This window comes from Paenibacillus planticolens (genome assembly GCF_013141725.1).
Taxonomy (GTDB): Bacteria; Bacillota; Bacilli; order Paenibacillales; family NBRC-103111; genus Paenibacillus_E; species Paenibacillus_E planticolens.
This window is the reverse complement of the sequence record NZ_WHNZ01000085.1, coordinates 61,213-83,111: the sequence shown is the minus strand read 5'-3', so window position 1 is coordinate 83,111 and position 21,899 is coordinate 61,213. Positions and strand designations below refer to the sequence as shown.

Here is a 21,899-nt window from a genome sequence, read left to right as displayed (position 1 = left end):
AAATATAAATTAAACACTATTGTACAAATTCCCTTGGAGGAATACACAAATGGAACTTTTGATGAGAAACATGTTTCAGTCTTTAGGGAAGAGCCGTACGGCGAATCGCTTGGCTAAAAAATACGGTTTGCGTTTTGGCGCGGCGCGTTTTGTTGCCGGAGAAACGATTCAGCAATCCATTGATGCGGTGCGCGGACTCAATCAGGATGGCCGTGTTGCCACACTGGATCATTTGGGCGAGTTTGTTTTCAGTGAAGCGGAAGCGTTGGAATCCACAGATATGTGTATACAAACGCTGGATGCAATTGCTAAGTCAGGCGTCACATCCAATCTGTCTCTTAAAATGACCTCACTTGGTCTAGACATAAGCAGAGATTTATGTGTAAGCAACATGAGACGCATTCTTGACCGCGCTCTTATGTATGGCAATTTTGTTCGGATTGATATGGAGGACTACGCGCACTGCCAAATTTCGTTGGACATTTATCGCGAACTTCGGAAAGACTATGATAATGTTGGCATCGTCATTCAAGCGTATTTATTCCGTACGATGCAGGATATGGACGATTTGCACGAGCTTGGCGCGAATCTGCGACTTGTGAAAGGCGCCTACAAGGAATCGCCGCAGGTTGCTTTTCCGGAAAAAAGCGCAGTCGATGACAATTATAAAAAGATCATTCAAAAACATTTGCTAAACGGCCATTATACGGCGATTGCCAGTCATGATGAAGCCATTATCAACTTCACCAAAGATTTTGCTAAGAAAAATGGAATCTCAGGCGAGCAGTTTGAGTTCCAGATGCTGTATGGCATCTGCGAAGAATTGCAAAAACAATTAGTGAAAGAAGGCTACCGGGTTCGCATCTATGTCCCATACGGGGTGGATTGGTTCGGTTATTTCATGAGAAGGCTAGCGGAGCGTCCAGCCAATGTCTGGTTTGTTCTTAAAAATATGTTTAAATAAGCTTCCCATTCGGAGAGGAGAAATGACATGACAACAACATTTACAAAAGTAAGCCCATACGCCAATGAGCCGTTTACGGATTTTAACCTTGAGGAAAATAAAAAGGCTATGCAAGCCGCGATTGCTTCAGTGAAAAATGAACTGGGCCGCGAGTACCCGCTCTATATCGGCTCGGAAAAAGTAACGACAGAAGCTAAGATTACTTCGATTAATCCCGGAAATGTAGATGAGATTATTGGTTATGTGAGTAAAGCGGATCAAGCGCTGGCAGAAAAAGCGATGGGCGTTGCCCTCGAAACGTTTGAGACTTGGAAAAAGGTTCCGGCAAGAGAGCGTGCGGAATATTTGTTCAAAGCGGCAGCTTTGATGCGTGCCCGCAAGCATGAATTTTCAGCGTTAATGCTGCTCGAATCAGGCAAAAACTACGTCGAAGCTGATGTTGATACCGCAGAAGCGATTGATTTCATCGAGTTCTACGCACGTGAGATGATTCGTTTGAGCGAGATTAACGAGACGCAGCCATTAGCGAAAATTCCGGGAGAAAACAACCAGCTTACGTATATCCCGCTGGGCGTTGGCGTTATTATTCCACCATGGAATTTCCCACTTGCCATCTGCGTTGGGATGACGATGGCGGCTGTCGTTTCCGGCAACACCGTCTTGCTTAAGCCTGCATCGACGACTCCGGTAATTGCACACAAATTCGTAGCGTTGATGGAAGAAGTGGGTCTGCCTGCAGGCGTCATCAACTTCATTCCAGGCAGCGGTGCGGAAGTAGGCGACTATTTAACTACTCATCCAAAAACGCGTTTTATCTCTTTCACAGGGTCCAAAGAGGTCGGTTTGCGAATTAACAAGCTTGCGGCGGATACTGTTCCGGGTCAAATTTGGATTAAGCGCGTCGTAGCTGAAATGGGCGGAAAAGACGGCATCGTGGTGGACGAAACGGCTGATCTTCAAGCGGCTGCCGCGGCTATCGTGGCTTCTGCCTTCGGCTTCCAAGGGCAAAAATGCTCCGCAGGTTCCCGTGCGATCATCGTTGAATCTGTGTATGACGAAGTAGTAGAAAAAGTTGTCGCCCTGACGAACCAAATACAAAGCGGTTTGCCTGAGCTTAACTATGCTGCGGGTCCCGTTATCGATAAAACTTCTTATGAGCGAATTCTTGACTACATTGAAGTCGGCAAAAGCGAAGGAACGCTTCTTGCGGGCGGCGGAAAAGCAGAAGGCAACGGCTACTACATTCAGCCTACCGTATTCGGCGACGTGAGTGGCAAAGCGCGCATCATGCAGGAAGAAATTTTCGGGCCGGTTCTGGCCATCGCCAAAGCGAAAGATTGGAATGAAGCGATCGCGATGTACAACGATACGGAATTCGGTTTGACAGGTTCGTACTTCTCTACGGATGAAGAGCGCATCTCCGAAGCTTTGGACACTGTACATTGCGGCAACTTGTACATTAACCGCAAATGCACAGGCGCATTGGTCGGCGTACACCCATTCGGCGGCTTCAATATGTCGGGAACGGATTCCAAAGCGGGCGGATACGACTATCTGCTGCTGTTCACACAAGCGAAGCTGACATCGCGCAAGGTGTAATTGTTTTGAAGAGAGGCGGACGAAATTGTCCGTCTTTTTTGCGTTGACTAACTCTCAACCCATCCAAGGTTGCTGTAAGCACGCTCCTTAACAAGCTAAGCTTTTGAGGGGATATTGACTCAGCAGCCTCAAATGACTGATTTCCCCAACTAATCTGACTCCCTCGTGTGCTGAGGGAACTACAGGGCGCTATTTCTTCGGAAATCGCCATTTTGTCTAAGAATGGGAAACTGTGGTCCTCTATTTCCTTATATTGCTCGGATTTCCGCCCAATACGGCGAAATAAAGCCCTGTAGTTCCCCTTCCCCCGCGAAATCCCCGCTTATCGCCAAAATAGCGGACTGTAGTTCCTCTTAGGCGGCTGGGCAGCATGGATAACTTGTAGTACAGATGTCGATCCACTCTCCAATGTAGCTCACTAAATCTGATATTCCCAGCATTAACTACGCTCAACTCGTACAAAGTCGCTAATCGCACGTTCCTAAACTAGCTAATCTGATTGAGGAGGTATTGACTCAGCAACCTCAAATGACTGATTTCCCCAGCTCGCCGGACCTCCCGGGTGCTGAGGGAACTACATGGCGCTATTTCTTCGGAAATCGCCTTTGAGCCTAAGCATGGGGAACAGTGGTCCTCTATTTCCTCATATTGGTCGAGTTTCCGCCCAATCCGGCGAAATAAAGCCCTGTAGTTCCCCTTCCCCTGCGAAGTCTCCGCTTATCGCCCAAATAGCGGACTGTAGTTCCTCGTAAGGTGTCTGGGCCAGCCGTATTCTACACATTCAACTGATACATACGCGCACGCGCATGCCCGCTCGTTACAACAAGAAGTTGTTTTTCGCACAAGCTCCGCAATACCTTTCTAGCGTATTTGGTGCTCACTTGTAGATGTGATGCGAGGTCTGAAGGGGTGAGGGGGCGCACCATTCTTCTGGCAAAGCGAATGGCTTCGGATTCGACCCAAGAAAGACGCTCCGAAACGTGAGAGGAAATAAATTTGCCGACAAGGGACAGCATAAGCTGCTGACATTGTTTGGGCGACTCCATGATAGATGGGTAGGCGATCGGCATCACCATCCAACCATCCAAAGCAAGATGACAATGCCTCAGGCATAGGTCCTTGAATCGCCAAAGCTCAAGATCCCGCGCATGAGTACTGTAGCCCTGGATTTCAATAGCGCCTTTGGCATCGCCGGGCATATAGGCAAAATCCAAGTAGCGGTAGCCATTTGCGAAATCACGCACCTCCCATTCCGGATACAAGTGCTCAAAATGTCCGGCTGCAGGAAACCATACACTGCGCAGAAATTCCATTTCTGCATGCCCTAAACCTCGCTTCAGCCGTTCTTTTCTGCGGCCATTCGCTTCTGCTGCTATCTGTGAAGCCATGAAGGCTTCAAAGGATTGCTCAAATTTCATCTGTGATTCCCGCTTTCACTAGGTTAATTACTGGAAAAAAACAAAACGCCGCTTTCACCTGTTCGCAGAGGAGATAACTCCATACGAATGAGATGAAAGCGGCGTGTGCTTCACGACCAGCTTGTTTATTTCTTTCAAGTATAACGGAAAAGGGGGACATTTTGCCAGTCCTTTCTTCCGCCTCAGTCTTTATAGGAAATACAGGGCGCTATTTTTTCGAAAAACGCTCCGATGCCCAATGACGGGGAACTATGGTCCGTTATTTATCGAAATCCGCCATAAAATCTCCAAATCCGGCGAAATAAGGCCCTGTAGTTCCCCTTACCCCGCGAAATCCCGGCTTATCGCTAAAATAGCGGACTGTAGTTCCTCCAAACTCCCTGCACCGCCTCTATGCTGCAAATAGGGCCAGCGGAGGAGTTTCATCCTCAGCCCAGTCGCCCCTACAATGGCAAATCCCGCCGACGAAACAGCAAAATGCCTGCCACGAATGCCACGACGCCAATGGCAGTCAAAATCGACCAAGCCAGCCCTACCTCCGCCTCGCCGACGATGATCCCGCTCGGATCGTAGAGCGAGAAGTAGGTCAGGCTGCGCAGCCAATCGATTTTCTCGCTCAGCTTGCCGATAAAATCCAAGGAGAAAAATCCAAACGTCAGCATGGCCGAAAGGCCGAGCGCTTTTTTCTCGTCATTGGCCAGTGACGAGACGAGAAAGGCGATGCCGCCGACAGCGAAGAACAGCAGGAAGGCTGCCAGGTTCATCCGCAGATAGGCCGCGCCATGAAAAGCGCTCAAATTTCCGATGAACAAGGCATACCCCGCAAAACCGCACAGCGTCGTTACGGCCATAATGATCGCCAGCCCTGTCACGAATACAAGGGCCTGCGACACAGCAACTTTGCCGCGGGTGACAGGCGTTGCAAGCAAATAGGCCATCGCACCTTGGTCTACAAGCTTCGCCATCAGCTGTGTGGAGAACAGGATGCAGAAGATGGCGACAATCAGTACGAGCAGTAGGCCGTAGTACTCGCCTGATATGAATCCTTCCACTGTTCCGAAACCGCTGCCCAGGTTGAAAGCATTGGTAACACTGGCCGGCAGAGACTTAATCAACTCATCCAGCGCTGCATTATTCCCCGCGAAGCTTGGAAACAACCAGAACATGAGCAGGATGTAGAAAGCCGAACCGAACGCATAGTTCATCATCCCTTTGATGTGAATCTTCATCATATGTTTATACAGCGCGGCATTCATTGTAAGGACCCCTTCCGGTCGTAATAGTTCATGAACACGTCTTCGAGGCTTTGCGTGAACACGTCGAGGTTCCGAATCGCATACTTCGACGTTTCCGCCAAAAAGAGAGCGTACTCTCCCTGCACAGCTACCCGCACCCGGTTGCCTTCGCGAGATTCGATTCCAAGGCCGGATGTCCTTACAAAGGCTTCCGCATCTGCCTCCTGTCCGAACGTTACTTCGAACAATTTCCGCTGCATCGACTGCAGCTCATGGATGTCTTTGACGGTAAGAATCGCACCGTCTTTAATAATTGCCGCCCGGTCGCATGTCCGCTCGATTTCGGGAAAGCTGTGGGACGACATCAGGAAGGTAGTGCCGCGAGCCTTTTCTTCAAGCACAAGGTTGATAAACACATTCTGCATGAGCGGATCGAGACCGGAAGTCGGCTCATCCAGAATGATAACCTCAGGCCGGTGCATGAAAGCGGCGACGATGCCGACTTTTTGCTTCATGCCTTTTGACATTTTGCGGATCGGGGTCTTGACGTCGAATTGAAAACGGTCGATGAGTTCCTCGCGCCATCCAAAGTGTTTCAAACCTTGCATTTCAGCCATGAAATCCAGAAAGGTTTTTCCGGTCATTCCTTCGATGAAAGCAATTTCGCCAGGTAAATATCCAAGCAATTTATGAACCGAGCCTTGCTGTGTCCACGTGTCCAGACCGTCAACCGTTACCGACCCTTTATCCGGCTTCATGAATCCCATGATATGCCGAATGGTCGTTGATTTGCCGGCCCCGTTCGGACCGAGAAAACCGAAGACCTCGCCTTTTTTGACCGTAAAAGATACATCGAAAATGCCTTTCCCGCTCGGGAATGTTTTGGTCAACTGCTGAACGGTCAACATGCGCGGCCACCTCCGAATATTAAAGTTATGAAATATTTTACCCATATGATTTCAAAACTCATGTTACTCCTCCACGAACGCTCCGTCAATACTTTTGAAATATATTTGTGCTATAATTTCATTATTCCAAATTACGGGTGATGTATATGAACGGTTTTGAAAAAAGAGCTCAGCAAAAAAAAGAAAACATTATGCAGGCAACTCTGCGCTTGCTCGAAACGACCGATCCCAAAAAACTGCGGATTGCCGATATAGCCGGAGAAGCCGATGTATCCCAAGTAACGATTTATAACTATTACGGCAGTAAAGATGTGTTGGTACGGGAAGTAATTATGGACTATATCCGCTTGAAGATCAGGGAGTTCGAGGAGTTTCTCGCAGACAGCCATACGTTGAAGGAGAAAATCGAGTACATTATTTTTCAAAAAAAGCAATCGTCGAAGACGTTCGGGCTGAAGGTGATCAAGCAGATTTGGCAGACTGATCCCGAGCTAGCACGTTTCGTTAGAGAAGAATACATGGCGAAAGGCATTCCTCTTGTGATCCGGCTTATTGAAGACGGCAAGAGAAACGGGGAGATTACCGAGATGCTTTCTACGTCAACGATCATCATGTATATGCAAATGCTGACCAACCAAGCGGACACGATGCTCGATCATGCGGAACAGCATGGGAATATGGACGCGCTGATCGAGGAGATGGTGCATTTGTTTTTCTATGGAATCGGGACTGTCCCGCAGCCGCCGGTTGTATCCTAAACGCATCATATGTTGCTCCTGAGAATCGGATTTGAGATAATGCACGTAGGAAATTGAAAAATAGGGGATGATTATTTTGCCTAAGCACCATAAAACATTAGCATTCATAGGTTCCTATGCGGATTCCGGCAATCCTGGCGTGTACACCTGTCAATATGGAGAAAGCAATGGAAGTCTGGAAGTCATTCATGAGATCAGTGGCTTGCAAAATCCAACGTTTCTTTCCGTCGATCAGGAAAATTGGAGGCTATTTGCCTTATCGGAAGGGATTGGCGCAGACGGTCAACGCTGCGGTGCGGCTGTCTCTTATGATATCGATAAGACATCGGGGAAATTAGCTCTTTTGAACAGTGAGATCACGCTTCCAATGACAACTTGCCATATCCAGCTCGATCACACGAATCAAGTGATCATGGTTTCTAGTTATCACGGCGGCATGGTAGGGTTGTCTCCTGTATTAGCGGACGGCCGTATCGGTCAAAGCGCTGACATCCAGCAGCATCAAGGAGCAAGCGTTTTGGAGGTGCAGGATAGACCGCGGGCTCATTCCGTTTTCTTGGATCGTACGAACACGTATGTCGGCGTTTGTGATTTAGGGTTGGATAAAATTAAGCTGTACAAGCTTGATCTTGCTGCCCAAAAGCTGCATCCTCATGGCGAGGTGTCTGTTGCTCCAGGGTCGGGCCCGCGGCATTTTGCTTTCCACCCGACCTATAAGTACGGCTATGTGATCAATGAATTAGGCTCCACGGTAACGGCATTCAGCTACGATGAGGAGCAGGGATCGCTGGCTGAGATTCAAACGGTCTCCACGCTGCCTGATGCATATGAAGGCGAAAATGCCTGCGCGGATATTCACGTATCTCCTGACGGCAAGTACCTCTACGGCTCCAATCGCGGTCATGACAGCATTGTCGTATATGCTATCGATGCCGGGACAGGTAAACTGGCCCCTGTAGAGTATGCGCCAACGCTCGGGAAGCATCCGCGTAATTTTGCGATTTCGCCGGACGGATCTCACCTCTTGGTAGCAAACAAAGATTCTGATAACATTGTATCGTTCGCAAGAAACGCTGAAACAGGAAAACTTGTGCCTACAGGAAGCGTATTGACGCTGTCTAAACCGGTGTGCATCAAGTTTGCTGTCGTAGAATGACACCGTACACCGAGCGGGTTATCGAGATTATCCGGGCCATTCCTGAAGGTAAAGTAATGACCTACGGTCAGGTTGCAAAGCTTGCGGGAAGCCCGAGAAGCGCGCGGCAGGTGGTGCGGATTTTGCATACCATGAGCAAAAAGCATAAACTTCCTTGGCACCGGGTCGTCAACGCGAAAGGTGAAATTGCGATCGCAGATGATGAAGGAGCGGAGCTGCAAAGCTTCCTTTTGCAAGCGGAAGGGGTCCGGCTAACGGACGATCGTTTGATCTCCCTGGAGCGTTATCAAGCCGCAATGGATGAAAGTACATAGTCGTGACATAATCAGAGGCTGTCCCCAGTCATTTATATGGCTTGTGGGACAGCTTTTTGTGTGCAGTTGCCCAAAAAAACGGAAAAACAAGCAAAAGAGTTACAAAGTCCTTCTGTCAAGAATAGACTACTGTATCAATTGGCCATAGGACAGGAGGCATTTCTATGAATGAAAGAACCTTATATCTATTCGATGGCATAAATAAAAGCTCTGTGAAAACCATTGTGGAGCAAATCATTAAAATTAATCAATTTGACGATGACAAAGATAAGAAAGAAAAAGATTTTAAACGCGTGCCCATCGACGTTATTATCAATAGCAACGGAGGGAGCGTCTATGATGGCCTGGGACTGATTAATGTGATTGAAAACAGTAAGACGCCGGTGCATACCTACGTGTATGGACTAGCTGCCAGCATGAGCTTGCTGATCGCTGTAAGTGGTCACAAGAGATATGCAGGCAGGCTGAGCACATTTATGTACCACGCGGTTTCCACTCATATTGACGGGCATTTGGAATATTTGAAGAACCGGGTGGATGAAACGCAGAGGCTGCAAAACATTTATGACGAATATCTCTTATCGAAAACGAAGCTAACTCTCGAAGAGATTCTTCGTGTTCAAGAGCATCAGCGCAATTGGTACATGAGTCCTGACGAAGCGTTAACCAACGGTGTGATTGATGAAATTGTATAGGCCATAAGGAGAGAAGCCCGGGGGATTCTCTTTTTCTTTGTTTTTTCTCTCTTTTTGGTGTTTAATGAGAGAAAGAGAGTAGGCTGGCAGCAACAGCTGCCGCCAAGTACAAAGGAGAACCAACTGTGTATAAAATTGTGTTTTTTGATATCGACGGTACGCTTGTCAATGAGGAAAAGCAGGTTCCTGCTTCCACGGTAACAGCCATTCATCAATTAAAACAGCAAGGCATTGAACCCGTCATTGCTACGGGACGAGCCCCTTACTTCATTAAGCCTTTGGCCGAACAGCTTGGGATCGATTCCTATGTCTGTATGAACGGAGGATATGCCGTTTACCGGGGGGAGCCGCTCTACAGACGCATCATCGCCAAAAGCAGCATCGAAGCACTGGTGAAGTTAGCCGCGAAGCACAAACATTCCCTCGTTTTTGAAGGGGAGCATCAGTTTTTCACGGATACCGAAGATCATCCTTTTGTGACAGGATCGGTTTCGTCATTGAAGGTGGATTTGCCTGGCTACGACCCGGATTTTTGGAAAACGAACGATATTTATCAAATATTCCTGCACTGCGAAGATGCGGATGAGCATTTGTATGAAGAGATTCAATCCGAGTTTAAGCTCATTCGCTGGCACCAGCATGCGATCGATGTTTTGCCGGCCGGCGGATCGAAAGCCCAAGGAATTGCCGCGCTGCTGGAGCTTGTAGGCTTGAAACCGGAAGATGCGGTAGCATTTGGCGATGGTTTGAATGATATGGAAATGCTTTCCTATGTGGGAATGGGGATCGCGATGGGCAACTCGCACAAGGATTTGCTTCCTTATGCAGATCATGTAACAACCCATGTGGATGAAGACGGCGTGCGCAATGGACTTATAACAGCAGGATTGCTCTAGCACCGATAGAATAAGATCAGGGTGAAAACATATGAGAATAGCTTTTTTTGATTCAGGGTTAGGCGGAATTTCCGTCTTGCACGAAGCCATGAAGCAGTTGCCTCAGGAGGATTTTCTTTATTTCGCGGATACGCTTCATGTCCCATACGGGACGAAACCGAAGGACGAGGTTCTTGGTTTTGTGAAAAAAGCGGTAGAAACCATCAGCAAGGAAGAGGTTAGCGCGCTTGTTATTGCTTGCAATACGGCCACGAGCATAGCGATATCCGAGCTGCGAGGCATGTATGAAATGCCGATCATCGGCATGGAGCCAGCAGTGAAGCCGGCGCTTGCAATGAACCGTTCATCAGGCAAAAGAGTGCTGGTGTTTGCTACGCCGTTAACGCTCAAACAATCCAAATACCGGGATCTTGTTTCTCGTATCGATGATATGGGTATGGTGGATTCGCTGCCGATGCCGGAATTAGTAGAGTTCTGTGAACAGTTGAATGTGAATAGCCGGCAAGTTATCGATTATTTTCATTCCATGCTAGAGCCATTCGATCTAAGCTTGTACGGCACGGTTGTTCTTGGATGCACGCATTATCCCTTTTTCCGAAGCGCATTAAGGGAAGTACTGCCTGCACATATCCAAATCGTGGATGGGAGCGCCGGGACGGTGAACCGGTTGACACAGCTGTTGAGCGACCGGGACCTGCTGTCCGGCAAAGGGCGTTCCGATCTCAAATGGCTGTGTTCCAACAACGATCCGGTTTATTTGGCCAAGATGGCGAAGGCGCTGGAGCTTTTTGGAGTCGTTGGGGTATAAAAAAGGGCTGTCCTCAAGTAGAGGGACAGCCCTTTTGCTATTGCTGCGTATGGTTCCCTTATGAGCAGGGACTATACACGGATTTCAAGCAGCTCGTACGTGATGACGCCCATAGGGGCATTTACGCTAATCGTATCGCCAACCGATTTGCCCATGAGGGAGGCGCCCAGCGGGCTCTCATAGGAAATTTTATTTTCATTGACATTCGCTTCGGAACTACCGACGACTTTGTACTCAATTTTTTCGGCAAATTCAACATCGTTCAGCACGACGATGGAACCTACTTGGACTTTGGATGTATCAAGGTTCGTGACCACACGTGCTTTCTTCAGCATTCTCTCGATCGTCAAAACTCTCGTTTCCATGAAACCTTGCTCTTCTTTGGCGGAATGGTATTCGCTGTTTTCTTTCAAGTCCCCGTAGCTGATGGCTGTCTTAATACGGCTTGCCAATTCTTTGCGTTTAACGGTTTTAAGTTCTTCAAGCTCTAGTTCTAAACTGCGTAATCCTTCGGGAGTTAGAATGATTTCATCATTGGACATTTTTACAGCTCCTCATTATTCGATACTTGTTATAGTACTAAAGTAGAGGGGGCAAGTAAAGTAATCCCGTCCTAGCAACTTTCGGGGCAGGTTTCGCGTCTACATAATGGATGGTTTTTCCTTAATATGGATGCGGGATGTGATTCGTTCAGTATGATGAAAATAAAGCTGTTCACCCTCACGATGTTTGCAGCAGCATTGGGCTTTGGCGGCTTGGTGCCGCAGGCGGGTGCGGAAACGATTTACGGAGGCTCTTACGCCCCTGAAGGGCTGCGCTTTCCTGCAGTGATCGAGCTGCTGGCCGATACGCCTTATTATGCGGAGGCGGATACGTACAACGCGAAACCGGAAGGCACGTTCGCACCTCAAGAGGTGCATGTGCTGGAAGCGCAAAGCGCTTGGTCGACCGGCGAGTCGACTTGGAAAATCGATACGATGTTCGGGCCAAGGTGGATCAGGCCGAAGCCCTGGGAAATCGATATCGCGCCGCCGGAACGCATCATGCTTTTAGAGGAGACGTCCTTGTATCGCACTAAGAGCACCAAAGGCGGGGCGGTTGCCGCTTTATCTCCTCAGGAAGTTGAAGTGACGGACGCCCAAAAACAATGGTTCTATACCAACGATCCCGGCAGCAAAGCATGGATTCGAGTACATACGACCTGGCTAGGCGATCTTTGGGCGCATATTCCGGTGAATCAAATCGGTACGGTTCAAAAGGTTCAGCGCAAAGCGCATTATTATAATTTGCCATCAAAAAGCGAGCTTGGAGCGGCCATGGGAGTGGGCCAGCAGCAAGACTGGTCGAACGCGAAGGACGGCGATTTCCCCATTGTGGCTGAATTTACCACGATTTATGATCGTGCCTTCGAAGTGCAGACGGATCAAGGGACCAGCTGGACGCGCGACAAAGGAGTTGCTATTCTTCCGGCGGATGAGACGTTGAAGATTGTGCGTGAAACACCGCTTTTCCCTACTGTGTTCGGGGGATTGCCGAAGGAAAGTGCCGTGCTTAAAGATGAAACCGTCACGGTGTTTGAGAAAATTGTAGAGCCTTTATGGTCGGGGAGAGGCCCTTATGAAATTTGGCACAACAGCACGTGGTACCATGTACGTACATCGAAAGGAACGGGATGGATCAACAAGCTGGTCGGAGAGCCGGAGTCCGCGGTGCCTGTACATTGGAAGGTAGCGATTAAGGATCAGAAGGAACTGCAGCATTATCCGGAAGTGCCGTTTAACGACACAACGCTGCTGCTGCGCAATCAGACAGTAGAAGTAACGGAGGCTTGGAATCAGCCCAACAGCGGGGTTATGTGGTTGAGAGTCAACGTCGATAACCGGTCCGGATGGATCTCTTACTGGAGCAATACGTTGGATAAAGTAGAAGATCAAGATACGCCAACAGTCGCTTACATTGCAAAGGCAGGAACGAATGGTGTCGGCATCGCACCGGCTGCCAAAGACGGATTACAGCTTTACACAGGTGAGCGAATCGGGTACACAGAGAAGGGTAAGTCGTATCTGGACGCAGCCCAATTGGCCCAAAAGCTGCAATATGAAGTTAGTTATTTGCGGGATAAGGATACGGTTATGCTGACCAAAGGGGATTACTCCATTGAGTTGCAAGTAGGCCAAAGCCATGCACAGGTGCATTGGCAGGGTGGCAAAGGTGAAGGCTTTCAGCTATCGGAGCCTGCGCAATATAAAGGCGATCTGTTTTATTTGAATCTAAAAGATGTAATAGCCCTTTTTGGACTTACACAGGTATATGCAGGAAATGAGTATACGTTATTCGAGAAGTATTATAACGTCACGTGGAATGATGTCCCGATGCAAGTGAACAAAGGGCGTCTGGAGATGCAGGCATTCGCGGAAGACTGGACCAGCAGGGAAGATTATGAAGCCGGGCAAATGCCGCTGCAAATGACGATTGAAGAGAACGGTGACCGTGGTGGTATATCCGAGAACAAAGCAATCGTGAATCAGCCGGATCATAGCGCAGCAGTTTTGCTGTTTAGCTTGAAAGCCTCCCGTCCGTTTGCTGCCGGAACCCATCAAGTGAACGTTACCGTTCGAATTGGCGAAAGAATCATTATGAAAAAAAGCATAGAGGTGACCGCCCGGTAAATAAAAATGCAGCCCGATTCCTCTGAGGAAACGGACTGCATTTTCTTATGCATTAATTGATAGACAATGCTTTCCTATCCTACTATACTACTGAAAGAGGCAATAAGTTTTCGCTTTGTGTCCAAAACCAAGTTGTGTATAATCTCAACTTTGTAATATTCACTTTACACCACATAGAAAGTGTGAACATCTTCATGAGAATAAACAGCAAAGTCATTTACATCACCTTTATTATTGTCATCCTGCTGCTGGTGACGAACAATACTTCTTATTACTGGTATACGAAGTCATTGTTAACGCAAGCCTTGTCGGCGAGGATGGAATCTACGGCTAATCAAATTCGTACTTCAATTGAACTGTCAGAGGAAGGCTCCTTCTTCGTGGAAGATTTAGTCGGTGAAAATTTGCGCTCTGTCGCACTTTTTGCCGCGAGTAAGCTGGACCCGGATATTGATAAGATATCCAACGAACAGCTGGTGCAGCTTGCCAAGCAAGCGGGCGTCGATGGTTTCTCGTTGATGAAGCGCAGCGGCAAAGGGAACGATATTATGGTAGGCAAGTCATCAGAACCCAAAGAACTTCAAATTAAGAGCACGATCCCTTTCGGCTACTGGTTTACGGCATTCGATCAACTGATGACGAATCACGAGGTCACGATACCTGAAGGACAAAAGCTGCATAATTTCTGGTCAGGCATCTATGAGGTTCCGGCTTCAGGCTCAAGCAATGTCAGTAAATTCGGGTATTATTATAATGGTTCAACCAATTATATTATTTGTGTATTTGTGAACGCCGGCAAAATTCAGAGATTCAAAGAGATCGTCGGCGCGGATACAGTCGTGAAGAAAACGCTTGCAGCTAATCCGGATATTTTGGAAATCTCAGGTCTGCACGGAACTACGTTCGGAACGAAGCCAATTGAGTACAAAGGCAGTGACGGCTCGACGTTTATTTCGGTCTATGACCGGCCGCTGCTGTTCGGTACGTACAACATACCGAGCGATAAAGATTTGGTGCATTACAAGGAAGCTATTGCAACTTGCAAGCCGGTTAGCGTCGTCGAAAACTGGAAGGGGAAACCTATCCTGAAAACGTTCGTCTACGTTCCTGTCAAGAACAAAGTGACCGAAGTGCAAAGGGAAGTTCCCTATGTCATTTCAATCACATCGGACTATCAATCGATTCAGCAAACTTTAAACAAGCAGCTTGTTCAGCTCCTGCTTATCGTTATCTTGTTCACACTTTTCAGCTGCGTATTTATTTATTTTGTATTCCGGTTTATGACGAAAAGTCGTGAAACGGCCGTTCAAAACACCCAAGAACTATACATTCAAAATGTGGACTTGATGTTTGCCACGATACGCAGCCAGCGGCATGATTTCCTGAATCATGTGCAAACGATGTATGCGCTGCTGGCGAACGGCAAAAAAGCAGACCAAATGAAATATATGAAAGAATTACTTGAAGAAATCAATGAAGTAAACGATATTATTCGAATTGGCCATCCGGCGATCGCGGCATTGATTCAAGCGAAGTTTGCGCTAGCGATGCGAACCAAAATTGACTTTCATTATGAATTTACAGGCTTGGATGGGCTATCCTTAGGTGTGAAATCCGTTGATATCGTGAAAATCATCGGGAATTTGATCGATAACGCTTTTGACGAGGTGAACAAATTCCCGCCTGGCGAACGTGAGGTCATCGTGAACGGATGGTCGGAGTCGAATCAAGTGACCTTCTCCGTATCCAATCCGGTTCAGCCAGATTTTAAAGCTGAGGATTATAGCCAAATGTTCACCATCGGGTACAGCACCAAAGTGGACGGTGAGCATCAAGGATTAGGTTTATCCGTTGTAAAAGAACGGATCGAACACTATAAAGGGACGATCGAAGTGTCTGTGGAAGATGGCTGGATCTGTTTTCAAATATCGGTTCCCATGCAGTAATCCCAGTGCCCCTTCCTTTCTGTTGAAACAGAGAAGGAGGGGTTCTTTTTTTAGCGGAGGGTCGGGTACACATAAATCATAAAAGGTATTGCTAAGCTGACTCCCAAAAGCAGCCAGCGGAATCCGGTTTCACTTGCGGAACCTGTATCAATCGCGATGAATTTAGGCAGCAAGCGTATTTTCATTGGGAGCGGCCAAAACAATTGAATGCCCCGCTCATTGAGCAAATCGATCAGGGGATGTGAGGCATAAGCCAGGATGAAAACCCAGAAGTACAAGGGTGTCATTGGCAGTGAGATCATCATCAGAAGCAGAATGAAGACGAACGAATGAGTGAGCGTTCGATGGCGCACTTTCAGGATGCGAAGCAGCGCAGATAACGGGAACAGAACCTTAGCCATTGTAGAGCCCGGTTTGTCGACATCGGCTAAGGTGCCTGCCAAGCAGCCAAGCAAGAGCGCGCCCGCGGTGTCCCACGAAAAAAAGCTTACCTCTTGATAAGCGAGTACGAGTTCTGCCGTAATGAATCCGGCTATACTATGTGTTTTTTGCAGCATGATGTAACCCCTGTGTTTGATTTTTTTTAGAAACTGTACAGAATTCGGAGCAGACTCGGCTTTTGAGTCCGAATTGGCCTGAATCTAGGATCAGGTACCTATTATATGACACTTTGGGGGCTATTCAATAGTCTTTGAGCACTTTTTGATTATGCGTTTATACGTTATAATAGATTTATAGTTGAAATAGAGAAGGAGCTAACTCCGATGCCAGTCTTTAATGCCATGGAAACGATCGTTGTCAATATGTTTGAAGAGTTTCAGAAAAGCTACGAATTGAAATGTGGCTGCGGTAAATGTAAAGATGATATGCTTGCATTGGTCTTAAACAAAATTCCGCCAAGATACACGTCTAGTGAGAAGGGCGCTTTATTTGTAAAAGGCTTGTACATTAATTCGCAGCTGCAGTCCGATGTCATGCGTGAATTGATGGAAGCTGCCAATATTGTTGCCGACCATCAGCATCATGAGGTATAGCATTCTGTAACAATGAAAGCTGGTCTCCATTTGGGGAGGCCGGCTTTTTTTATAGCATGTCACCTGACAATATAGTATAATGATCGACATGATTCCGTATATTTCGAACTAAAATTGTCAGATAATGTCGAACAAAAAAATATTTTGACTAAATCCGAGTTCTTTAGTAGGATATATAGAAGAGACGTTTCATAAAAATACATATTTAACAGGGGAGAGAAACACATATGAAAAAAGCGTTAATTTCCATGTTTGCCGTTACTGTGCTATTAACAGGCTGCGCAACTGCAAAAACAGACACAGCAGCTCCAAATGCTGAAGCAACGAAAGCAGCAACAGCTAAGTCCGATAAGAAAGTCATCCTGATTACGCCGGAGAAAATTGGTTTGAATCCATTTTTCGCTCAAGAGGATGAAGGCGTTAAAAAAGCAGGGAAAGAGTTTGGCATCACAGTCAAAACGGTAGAATCCACAGATGCAAGCGCAATTGAGCAAAATCTACGCGCAGCCGTTGCTGATAATTATGATCTAATCATTACAAGTTCCTTCGAGTCCGAAGATGCGCTGAAGAAAGTAGCCGCTGAAAATCCGAAGAAATCTTTTGCTATTATCGATACAGTCGTTGATCTTCCGAACGTTCGCAGCGTTGTTTTCCGTGAGCATGAAGCTTCCTACTTGCTGGGCGCTGCTGCCGGTCTGGCGACGAAGAAGAACGTGGTTGGTATGGTTGCAGCTCTCGATATCCCGCTCATTAAGAAGTATACGGTCGGTTTCCAAGAAGGCTTGAAAGCAACGAACCCGAACGCTAAGTTCATCGTTAACTACGTTGGCAGCTTCACAGACCCGGCCAAAGCGAAAGAATTGGCGTTAACGCAATTTGCGCAAGGAGCAGATTTCATTGCTGCGGCTTCCGCAGTTAGCGATCTGGGCGTGTTCGAAGCCGCGAAAGAAAAAGGCTTCTATACATCCGGCCAAGATATTGACCGTACGGTAACAGATCCGGAGCATATTGTTCTTTCTCAATTAAAAGGAACAGATGCGGTTGCGTACCAAACGGTGAAAGATTTCGTAGAAGGCACGTTTAAATTTGGTTCTGTCGATTACGGTTTGAAAGAAGATGGCGTCGGTCTTACTTTTGTAACGAAAGAAAGCAAGTCTGCACTTAGTCCTTTTATTGGACCAGATGTCATTACTAAAGTGAAGGCAATTCGCGACGATATCGTTTCCGGCAAAGTGAAAGTAGAGAACCCGGTCAAATAATTCATTTTATATCCACCTTGGAAACTGTTTACGGCGACGTAAGCAGTTTCCTCATGTCTAGAAGAGGAGCGATAAACCGTTATGCTGCTTCAAATGCGTCAAATAACGAAAACATATGGCAATTTAACAGCGAACTCCAACGTCGATTTCTCGCTGCGTCAAGGTGAAATTCATGCATTAGTCGGTGAAAATGGAGCGGGAAAAACAACGCTGATGCGCATCTTGTACGGCATGGAGCAGCCTACGGCAGGACGTATACTTTTGGATGGCAAAGAGGTTGTTTTCACCAATCCTACGGATGCGATTCGTCACCGAATCGGGATGGTGCATCAACACTTCATGCTGTTTCCCTCTTTTACGGTGGCTGAAAACATCGTGATCGGCAACGAACCCAAATCTGGGGTGAAATTCGATCGGAAAAAGGCCGCCATGCAAGTGGAGGCATTGTGTGCCAAATATCGTTTGCCGATTGATCCTTACAAGAAAGTGGCCGATTGTCCGCTTGGCATGCAGCAGCGCGTTGAAATTTTGAAAGTATTGTACCAGGGAGCAGACATTATTATTTTGGACGAGCCCACAGGGGTGCTGACTCCGCTTGAAGCGCAAGAGCTCCTGGTCATTATGCGAAGCTTGGCCAAGCAGGGCAAAAGCTTTATCATCATTACGCACAAGCTTCATGAGGTGATGGAAATTGCCGACCGGGTTACGGTTCTGCGTGACGGGAAAGTAACCGGACAGTTGAATGCGGAAGATACGAACGTAGAGCAATTATCGAAGCTGATGGTGGGCAGGGATCTGCTGCCGACAAACAGAAGCAAAGCAGTATTAGGGGAGAACGTCTTGCAGGTGAAAGATGTCTCGATCCTCGGAAACAAAGGAAAGCCCATACTGGACCAGGTTTGTTTGCAGGTAAGGGCTGGAGAGATCGTTGGCATCGCTGGCATTTCCGGCAACGGTCAGTCCGAGCTCATTCAAGCAATTTCAGGATTGCAAGACATTGATCGCGGAGAAATTCGACTGCTCGACCAAAGCATCAAAGGGCGCTCCGTTCGGGAAATCAGAAATATCGGACTCTCGCACGTTCCTGAGGACCGCTACCAATGGGGTGCGGCGAAAGAGGGAACTGTGCTGGATAACGGAACGATGGGTCATCACAGAACCCGAAGCCGCAAAGGTTTCCTGCAAGGGAAGGAGCTGCGCCAAATGGTGAACGGCTTCATTCAGCAGTTTCAAATTAAAGCAGGCTCACAGGAAACGAAGGTCAAATATCTCTCCGGCGGTAATTTGCAAAAGCTGATCGTAGCTAGGGAAATTGCGCAGAAACAGCCTTTTCTCATTGCAGCGGAGCCCACACGCGGCGTAGATATCGGGGCCATGGAGCTCATTCACGAAGAATTGCTTCGGAAGCGGGAGGAGCAGGGAGCTATTTTATTGGTTTCCTCTGAATTGACAGAAATTCTTAAGCTCTCGGATCGTATTCTTGTCATGTATGAAGGACGAATAGCCGGAGAGATTTCTGCCGAGAACGCAACGGAGGAGCAGATTAGTTTATGGATGGCGGGAGGGGTTACTCATGCTTAAAAATCGTTTCCCACTAAGCGCTTTGGTTCAACCGCTCCTTGCCGTCGTCATCGGCTTGTTGGGCGGCGCGATCGCCATTTCATTGATCGGCGGCTCCATTATCGATACGTACGCACAGATGTGGAAAGGCGCTTTTGGCAATTTCTATTTCATTACGAATACGCTGACTCGTGCGACTCCGCTTATTTTGGTAGGTTTAGGCGTATCGGTCGCTTTCCGTGCAGGTTTTTTCAATATGGGCTCAGAGGGGCAAATGATATTGGGCGCGCTATCCAGTGCAATGATCGCTCTTTATTTGCCAGGGCCTCCGCTGTTTAAACTGTTCGCTGCTATTCTTGGCGGCATTGCGGCCGGGGGTATTTGGTCGGCTTTTGCAGGGTGGCTGGATGCCAGGTTCAGAATGAACTTGATCATTACAACGCTGCTGCTGAACTACATTGCTGCGCTATTTGCCGGCTATATGGTTGCCTATCCTTTTAAGGATAAAACGGGCTCTGCCGCACTTGCTCAAACGATGATGATTGACAAAGGGATCTGGCTGCCCAAATTGTTTCAAGGGATGAGCATCCACGGCGGTTTCATTATTGCCATCGCGCTAGCTGTGTTCCTATATTTGTTTATCAAATATACAACGGCCGGCTATGAAATTCGTATGCTTGGGTACAATCCGCTGTTTGCCGGTTACGGTGGCGTGAACAGAGGGAAAGTGATGCTGGCAAGCATGTTTGCCAGTGGCGGTTTTGCCGGGCTTGCCGGAGCTGTCGAGGTTCTGGGCATGCAGTACAGGTATACCGATGGCATGATAACGAATCCAGGCTATGCCTGGTCTGGGATTATGGCGACGCTGCTATCCGGCGCGCATCCTTTAGGTACGGCTGTTGCGGCTGTGCTGCTCGCTGCTTTGCAAACCGGTGGTATGGGCGTTGAGCGAAATACGAACATTCCATTGGAGATTTCCAGTGTCATTCAGTCCTTGCTCATCTTATTCGTTACAGCGAAGTTCAGTTATACGTTATGGAAACGACGGAAAGGAGGCAAGGGCGATGCAGCATCTTCTTGATGTGTCTTTATTCAATTCGATGATTCGGATGGTGGCCCCGATCTTGCTTGCGGCATTGGGCGGCGCCATCTGCTCCAGAGTCGGCTTGTTTAATGTGGGTTTGGAAGGTTTCGTGTTAGTCGGTGCTTTTTCAGCGATTGTCGGCAATTTTTACACAGGCAACGTTGTATTGGCTGTCCTTATCGCTGTGGCGGTAACGATGCTGTTTTCGCTGATATTTGCTTATATCAGCATTCATTTGCAAGCGAATGTCATCGTAGTCGGCATTTCCTTTAATTTTCTGGCTTTAGGATTGACGGCATTTTGCTTGCGGGCTATTTTCCATGTCAAAGGCGCTTTCTATGATAAAAATATGATAGGATTGCCCAAATGGAACATCCCGGTCATTAAGGATATTCCTGTGATTGGCGAGATTATTTCGGGCCATTCTCCGCTTGTTTATTTGGCTTTTATTCTTGTATTCGTTCTGCAGTATTTTCTATTCAAATCTGTACTTGGCTTCAGGCTCATTGCTGTCGGCGAAAATCCGATTGCCAGCAAAAGTTTGGGCATCAAAGTAAACCGAATGCAGTATTTGGCTGTACTCATCTGCGGACTGCTTTGCGGGCTGGCAGGCGCACAGCTTTCACTGGGTCAGGTGACGATGTTCACAGAGGGGATGACGGCTGGAAGAGGCTTCATTGCACTTGTTGCCACGATGCTGGGTCAAGCCAATCCGATCGGCGTGATGGCTTCGAGCTTGCTCTTCGGTCTAATGGATGCTTTCAGCATCCGCTTGCAGGGATTCTCGCTGCCTACACATTTTACACAAATGCTGCCTTACGTAGTCACGCTGCTGGCAATGCTTTTCTTCCGGAAAAGTAATTATTTGGCCGATGCGCAGAAGGCGAATGGCAGTTCCCGTTAAGGAGGATGACAGCATGCATAAAGACAGCAAAGCGGAACGCATCAAGCGTATGCAAATTCCCGCAGTAGAAGTTCCACAAGAGCTTGCGGGCCGGGTTCCTCCGGGTCAGGCGGTAACGGACCGATTCCCGATTTTGCACGAAGGGGAAGTGCCGAAGTACGATATGGGCGAGTGGTCGCTTCGCGTGTTCGGGGAAGTTGCCGAGGAGAAATCGTTTAGCTACGAGCAATTGCTCGCGTTGCCGCGTACGCAAATCGTTTGCGATATTCATTGTGTAACGCGTTGGTCAAAGTTGGATACCGTCTGGGAAGGGATACGTTTTCGGGACTTCTTAAGTCTCTTAGACGTTAAGCCGGAAGGTAAATATGTCATGCTGCATGCAGACAATGATTATGAAACGAACGTTCCATTGGAAGATCTAATGGGAGATGACATTTTGCTGGCCATGAGCTATGACGGCAAACCGCTTACACCTAAGCACGGCTGGCCGCTTCGTCTCCTTGTCCCGCATTTATATTTCTGGAAAAGCGCCAAATGGATTCGGGGTATTGAATTTATGAAGGAAGACCGTGAAGGGTTCTGGGAACGCAATGGTTTCCATAATGTGGCGGATCCTTTTGAGGAACAGCGTTTCTCTGGAGAAGCCATTCCAATTCCTGAGGATGAGTGGGTCAGAAAGGAGTTCGATTAAT

The 21,899-nt window shown here is 47.7% G+C and carries 21 protein-coding genes; 16 read left to right on the top strand and 5 right to left on the bottom strand.

Annotated elements, in window-relative coordinates; genetic code table 11:
* The first annotated feature begins 49 nt into the window (after window positions 1-49).
* Both GC097_RS32415 and pruA read left to right on the top strand, forming a co-directional pair.
* Window positions 50-964, top strand: coding sequence for a proline dehydrogenase family protein (locus GC097_RS32415; RefSeq protein ID WP_171687393.1), 915 nt, complete (start codon window positions 50-52; stop codon window positions 962-964).
* 27 nt (window positions 965-991) lie between these two features.
* Window positions 992-2,563 (top strand): L-glutamate gamma-semialdehyde dehydrogenase, encoded by a 1,572-nt coding sequence (gene pruA, locus GC097_RS32410; protein WP_171687392.1) that lies wholly within the window; start codon window positions 992-994, stop codon window positions 2,561-2,563.
* Between the two features lie 773 nt (window positions 2,564-3,336).
* On the opposite strand, the gene GC097_RS32405 is transcribed toward pruA, so the two are convergent.
* The 3 genes from GC097_RS32405 to GC097_RS32395 form a co-directional block, all read right to left on the bottom strand.
* A complete protein-coding gene (locus tag GC097_RS32405; protein ID WP_246294594.1) occupies window positions 3,337-3,951 on the bottom strand; it encodes a transcriptional regulator in 615 nt (204 codons plus the stop codon).
* A gap of 473 nt (window positions 3,952-4,424) precedes the next feature.
* Window positions 4,425-5,213, bottom strand: a complete 789-nt coding sequence (locus GC097_RS32400) for an ABC transporter permease subunit (protein WP_246294593.1) — start codon at window positions 5,211-5,213, stop codon at window positions 4,425-4,427.
* A gap of 20 nt (window positions 5,214-5,233) precedes the next feature.
* Complete coding sequence (locus GC097_RS32395; protein WP_171687389.1) at window positions 5,234-6,124, bottom strand: ABC transporter ATP-binding protein; 891 nt, start codon at window positions 6,122-6,124, stop codon at window positions 5,234-5,236.
* Window positions 6,125-6,315: 191 nt separating this feature from the next.
* Between GC097_RS32395 and GC097_RS32390 the strand changes: the two genes are divergently transcribed.
* The 6 genes from GC097_RS32390 (at window position 6,316) to murI (ending at window position 10,751) form a co-directional block, all read left to right on the top strand.
* Window positions 6,316-6,882: a TetR/AcrR family transcriptional regulator gene (locus GC097_RS32390; RefSeq protein ID WP_171687388.1), complete on the top strand. Its 567-nt coding sequence runs from the start codon at window positions 6,316-6,318 to the stop codon at window positions 6,880-6,882.
* A 67-nt stretch (window positions 6,883-6,949) separates the two neighbouring features.
* A complete protein-coding gene (locus tag GC097_RS32385) occupies window positions 6,950-8,038 on the top strand; it encodes a lactonase family protein (RefSeq protein ID WP_171687387.1) in 1,089 nt (362 codons plus the stop codon).
* Entirely contained in the window at window positions 8,035-8,352 is a 318-nt protein-coding gene (locus GC097_RS32380; RefSeq protein ID WP_171687386.1) for an MGMT family protein, read from the top strand. The genes GC097_RS32385 and GC097_RS32380 overlap by 4 nt, the downstream gene beginning before the upstream one ends.
* Window positions 8,353-8,516: 164 nt before the next feature.
* Window positions 8,517-9,047 carry an ATP-dependent Clp protease proteolytic subunit gene (locus tag GC097_RS32375; RefSeq protein ID WP_171687385.1) on the top strand — a complete coding sequence of 177 codons (531 nt, stop codon included), beginning with the start codon at window positions 8,517-8,519 and terminating at the stop codon, window positions 9,045-9,047.
* A gap of 125 nt (window positions 9,048-9,172) precedes the next feature.
* The gene (locus GC097_RS32370; protein WP_171687384.1) at window positions 9,173-9,943 is read left to right on the top strand and encodes a Cof-type HAD-IIB family hydrolase; all 771 of its coding nucleotides are present in this window, start codon (window positions 9,173-9,175) and stop codon (window positions 9,941-9,943) included.
* A gap of 31 nt (window positions 9,944-9,974) precedes the next feature.
* Window positions 9,975-10,751, top strand: a complete 777-nt coding sequence (murI, locus tag GC097_RS32365; protein WP_171687383.1) for a glutamate racemase — start codon at window positions 9,975-9,977, stop codon at window positions 10,749-10,751.
* A 71-nt stretch (window positions 10,752-10,822) separates the two neighbouring features.
* Here the strand turns inward: murI and greA are convergent, their stop codons facing one another.
* Window positions 10,823-11,293 carry a transcription elongation factor GreA gene (gene greA, locus GC097_RS32360; RefSeq protein WP_171687382.1) on the bottom strand — a complete coding sequence of 157 codons (471 nt, stop codon included), beginning with the start codon at window positions 11,291-11,293 and terminating at the stop codon, window positions 10,823-10,825.
* A gap of 126 nt (window positions 11,294-11,419) precedes the next feature.
* Here greA and GC097_RS32355 point away from each other — a divergent pair, with 126 nt between their 5' ends.
* Both GC097_RS32355 and GC097_RS32350 read left to right on the top strand, forming a co-directional pair.
* Window positions 11,420-13,420 carry a stalk domain-containing protein gene (locus GC097_RS32355; protein WP_171687381.1) on the top strand — a complete coding sequence of 667 codons (2,001 nt, stop codon included), beginning with the start codon at window positions 11,420-11,422 and terminating at the stop codon, window positions 13,418-13,420.
* 194 nt (window positions 13,421-13,614) lie between these two features.
* The gene (locus tag GC097_RS32350) at window positions 13,615-15,366 is read left to right on the top strand and encodes a sensor histidine kinase (protein ID WP_171687380.1); all 1,752 of its coding nucleotides are present in this window, start codon (window positions 13,615-13,617) and stop codon (window positions 15,364-15,366) included.
* Between the two features lie 50 nt (window positions 15,367-15,416).
* Here GC097_RS32350 and GC097_RS32345 read toward each other — a convergent pair whose 3' ends face one another.
* Window positions 15,417-15,923, bottom strand: a complete 507-nt coding sequence (locus tag GC097_RS32345; protein ID WP_171687379.1) for a metal-dependent hydrolase — start codon at window positions 15,921-15,923, stop codon at window positions 15,417-15,419.
* A 207-nt stretch (window positions 15,924-16,130) separates the two neighbouring features.
* Here GC097_RS32345 and GC097_RS32340 point away from each other — a divergent pair, with 207 nt between their 5' ends.
* The 6 genes from GC097_RS32340 to GC097_RS32315 all read left to right on the top strand — a co-directional run bounded on the left by GC097_RS32340 (window position 16,131) and on the right by GC097_RS32315 (window position 21,898).
* Window positions 16,131-16,400 (top strand): late competence development ComFB family protein, encoded by a 270-nt coding sequence (locus tag GC097_RS32340; protein ID WP_171687378.1) that lies wholly within the window; start codon window positions 16,131-16,133, stop codon window positions 16,398-16,400.
* A 227-nt stretch (window positions 16,401-16,627) separates the two neighbouring features.
* Window positions 16,628-17,659, top strand: coding sequence for a BMP family lipoprotein (locus GC097_RS32335; RefSeq protein ID WP_171687377.1), 1,032 nt, complete (start codon window positions 16,628-16,630; stop codon window positions 17,657-17,659).
* Between the two features lie 81 nt (window positions 17,660-17,740).
* The gene (locus GC097_RS32330) at window positions 17,741-19,240 is read left to right on the top strand and encodes an ABC transporter ATP-binding protein (RefSeq protein ID WP_171687376.1); all 1,500 of its coding nucleotides are present in this window, start codon (window positions 17,741-17,743) and stop codon (window positions 19,238-19,240) included.
* On the top strand, window positions 19,233-20,300 hold the full coding sequence (locus GC097_RS32325) for an ABC transporter permease (RefSeq protein ID WP_171687375.1): 1,068 nt from the start codon (window positions 19,233-19,235) through the stop codon (window positions 20,298-20,300). The genes GC097_RS32330 and GC097_RS32325 overlap by 8 nt, the downstream gene beginning before the upstream one ends.
* A complete protein-coding gene (locus GC097_RS32320) occupies window positions 20,284-21,207 on the top strand; it encodes an ABC transporter permease (protein WP_171687374.1) in 924 nt (307 codons plus the stop codon). Before GC097_RS32325 ends, GC097_RS32320 begins: the two co-directional genes overlap by 17 nt.
* 13 nt (window positions 21,208-21,220) lie before the next feature.
* Window positions 21,221-21,898 (top strand): sulfite oxidase-like oxidoreductase, encoded by a 678-nt coding sequence (locus tag GC097_RS32315; RefSeq protein WP_171687373.1) that lies wholly within the window; start codon window positions 21,221-21,223, stop codon window positions 21,896-21,898.
* Window position 21,899 lies beyond the last annotated feature (1 nt).

Excerpts from the sequence above, each read along its gene's own strand:
- GC097_RS32415 (WP_171687393.1), top strand. The coding sequence starts at position 50 with ATGGAACTTTTGATGAGAAACATGTTTCAGTCTTTAGGGAAGAGCCGT.
- pruA (WP_171687392.1), top strand. The coding sequence starts at position 992 with ATGACAACAACATTTACAAAAGTAAGCCCATACGCCAATGAGCCGTTT.
- GC097_RS32405 (WP_246294594.1), bottom strand. The coding sequence starts at position 3,951 with ATGGCTTCACAGATAGCAGCAGAAGCGAATGGCCGCAGAAAAGAACGG.
- GC097_RS32400 (WP_246294593.1), bottom strand. The coding sequence starts at position 5,213 with ATGATGAAGATTCACATCAAAGGGATGATGAACTATGCGTTCGGTTCG.
- GC097_RS32395 (WP_171687389.1), bottom strand. The coding sequence starts at position 6,124 with ATGTTGACCGTTCAGCAGTTGACCAAAACATTCCCGAGCGGGAAAGGC.
- GC097_RS32390 (WP_171687388.1), top strand. The coding sequence starts at position 6,316 with ATGCAGGCAACTCTGCGCTTGCTCGAAACGACCGATCCCAAAAAACTG.
- GC097_RS32385 (WP_171687387.1), top strand. The coding sequence starts at position 6,950 with ATGATTATTTTGCCTAAGCACCATAAAACATTAGCATTCATAGGTTCC.
- GC097_RS32380 (WP_171687386.1), top strand. The coding sequence starts at position 8,035 with ATGACACCGTACACCGAGCGGGTTATCGAGATTATCCGGGCCATTCCT.
- GC097_RS32375 (WP_171687385.1), top strand. The coding sequence starts at position 8,517 with ATGAATGAAAGAACCTTATATCTATTCGATGGCATAAATAAAAGCTCT.
- murI (WP_171687383.1), top strand. The coding sequence starts at position 9,975 with ATGAGAATAGCTTTTTTTGATTCAGGGTTAGGCGGAATTTCCGTCTTG.
- greA (WP_171687382.1), bottom strand. The coding sequence starts at position 11,293 with ATGTCCAATGATGAAATCATTCTAACTCCCGAAGGATTACGCAGTTTA.
- GC097_RS32355 (WP_171687381.1), top strand. The coding sequence starts at position 11,420 with ATGGATGCGGGATGTGATTCGTTCAGTATGATGAAAATAAAGCTGTTC.
- GC097_RS32350 (WP_171687380.1), top strand. The coding sequence starts at position 13,615 with ATGAGAATAAACAGCAAAGTCATTTACATCACCTTTATTATTGTCATC.
- GC097_RS32345 (WP_171687379.1), bottom strand. The coding sequence starts at position 15,923 with ATGCTGCAAAAAACACATAGTATAGCCGGATTCATTACGGCAGAACTC.
- GC097_RS32340 (WP_171687378.1), top strand. The coding sequence starts at position 16,131 with ATGCCAGTCTTTAATGCCATGGAAACGATCGTTGTCAATATGTTTGAA.
- GC097_RS32335 (WP_171687377.1), top strand. The coding sequence starts at position 16,628 with ATGAAAAAAGCGTTAATTTCCATGTTTGCCGTTACTGTGCTATTAACA.
- GC097_RS32330 (WP_171687376.1), top strand. The coding sequence starts at position 17,741 with ATGCTGCTTCAAATGCGTCAAATAACGAAAACATATGGCAATTTAACA.
- GC097_RS32325 (WP_171687375.1), top strand. The coding sequence starts at position 19,233 with ATGCTTAAAAATCGTTTCCCACTAAGCGCTTTGGTTCAACCGCTCCTT.
- GC097_RS32320 (WP_171687374.1), top strand. The coding sequence starts at position 20,284 with ATGCAGCATCTTCTTGATGTGTCTTTATTCAATTCGATGATTCGGATG.
- GC097_RS32315 (WP_171687373.1), top strand. The coding sequence starts at position 21,221 with ATGCATAAAGACAGCAAAGCGGAACGCATCAAGCGTATGCAAATTCCC.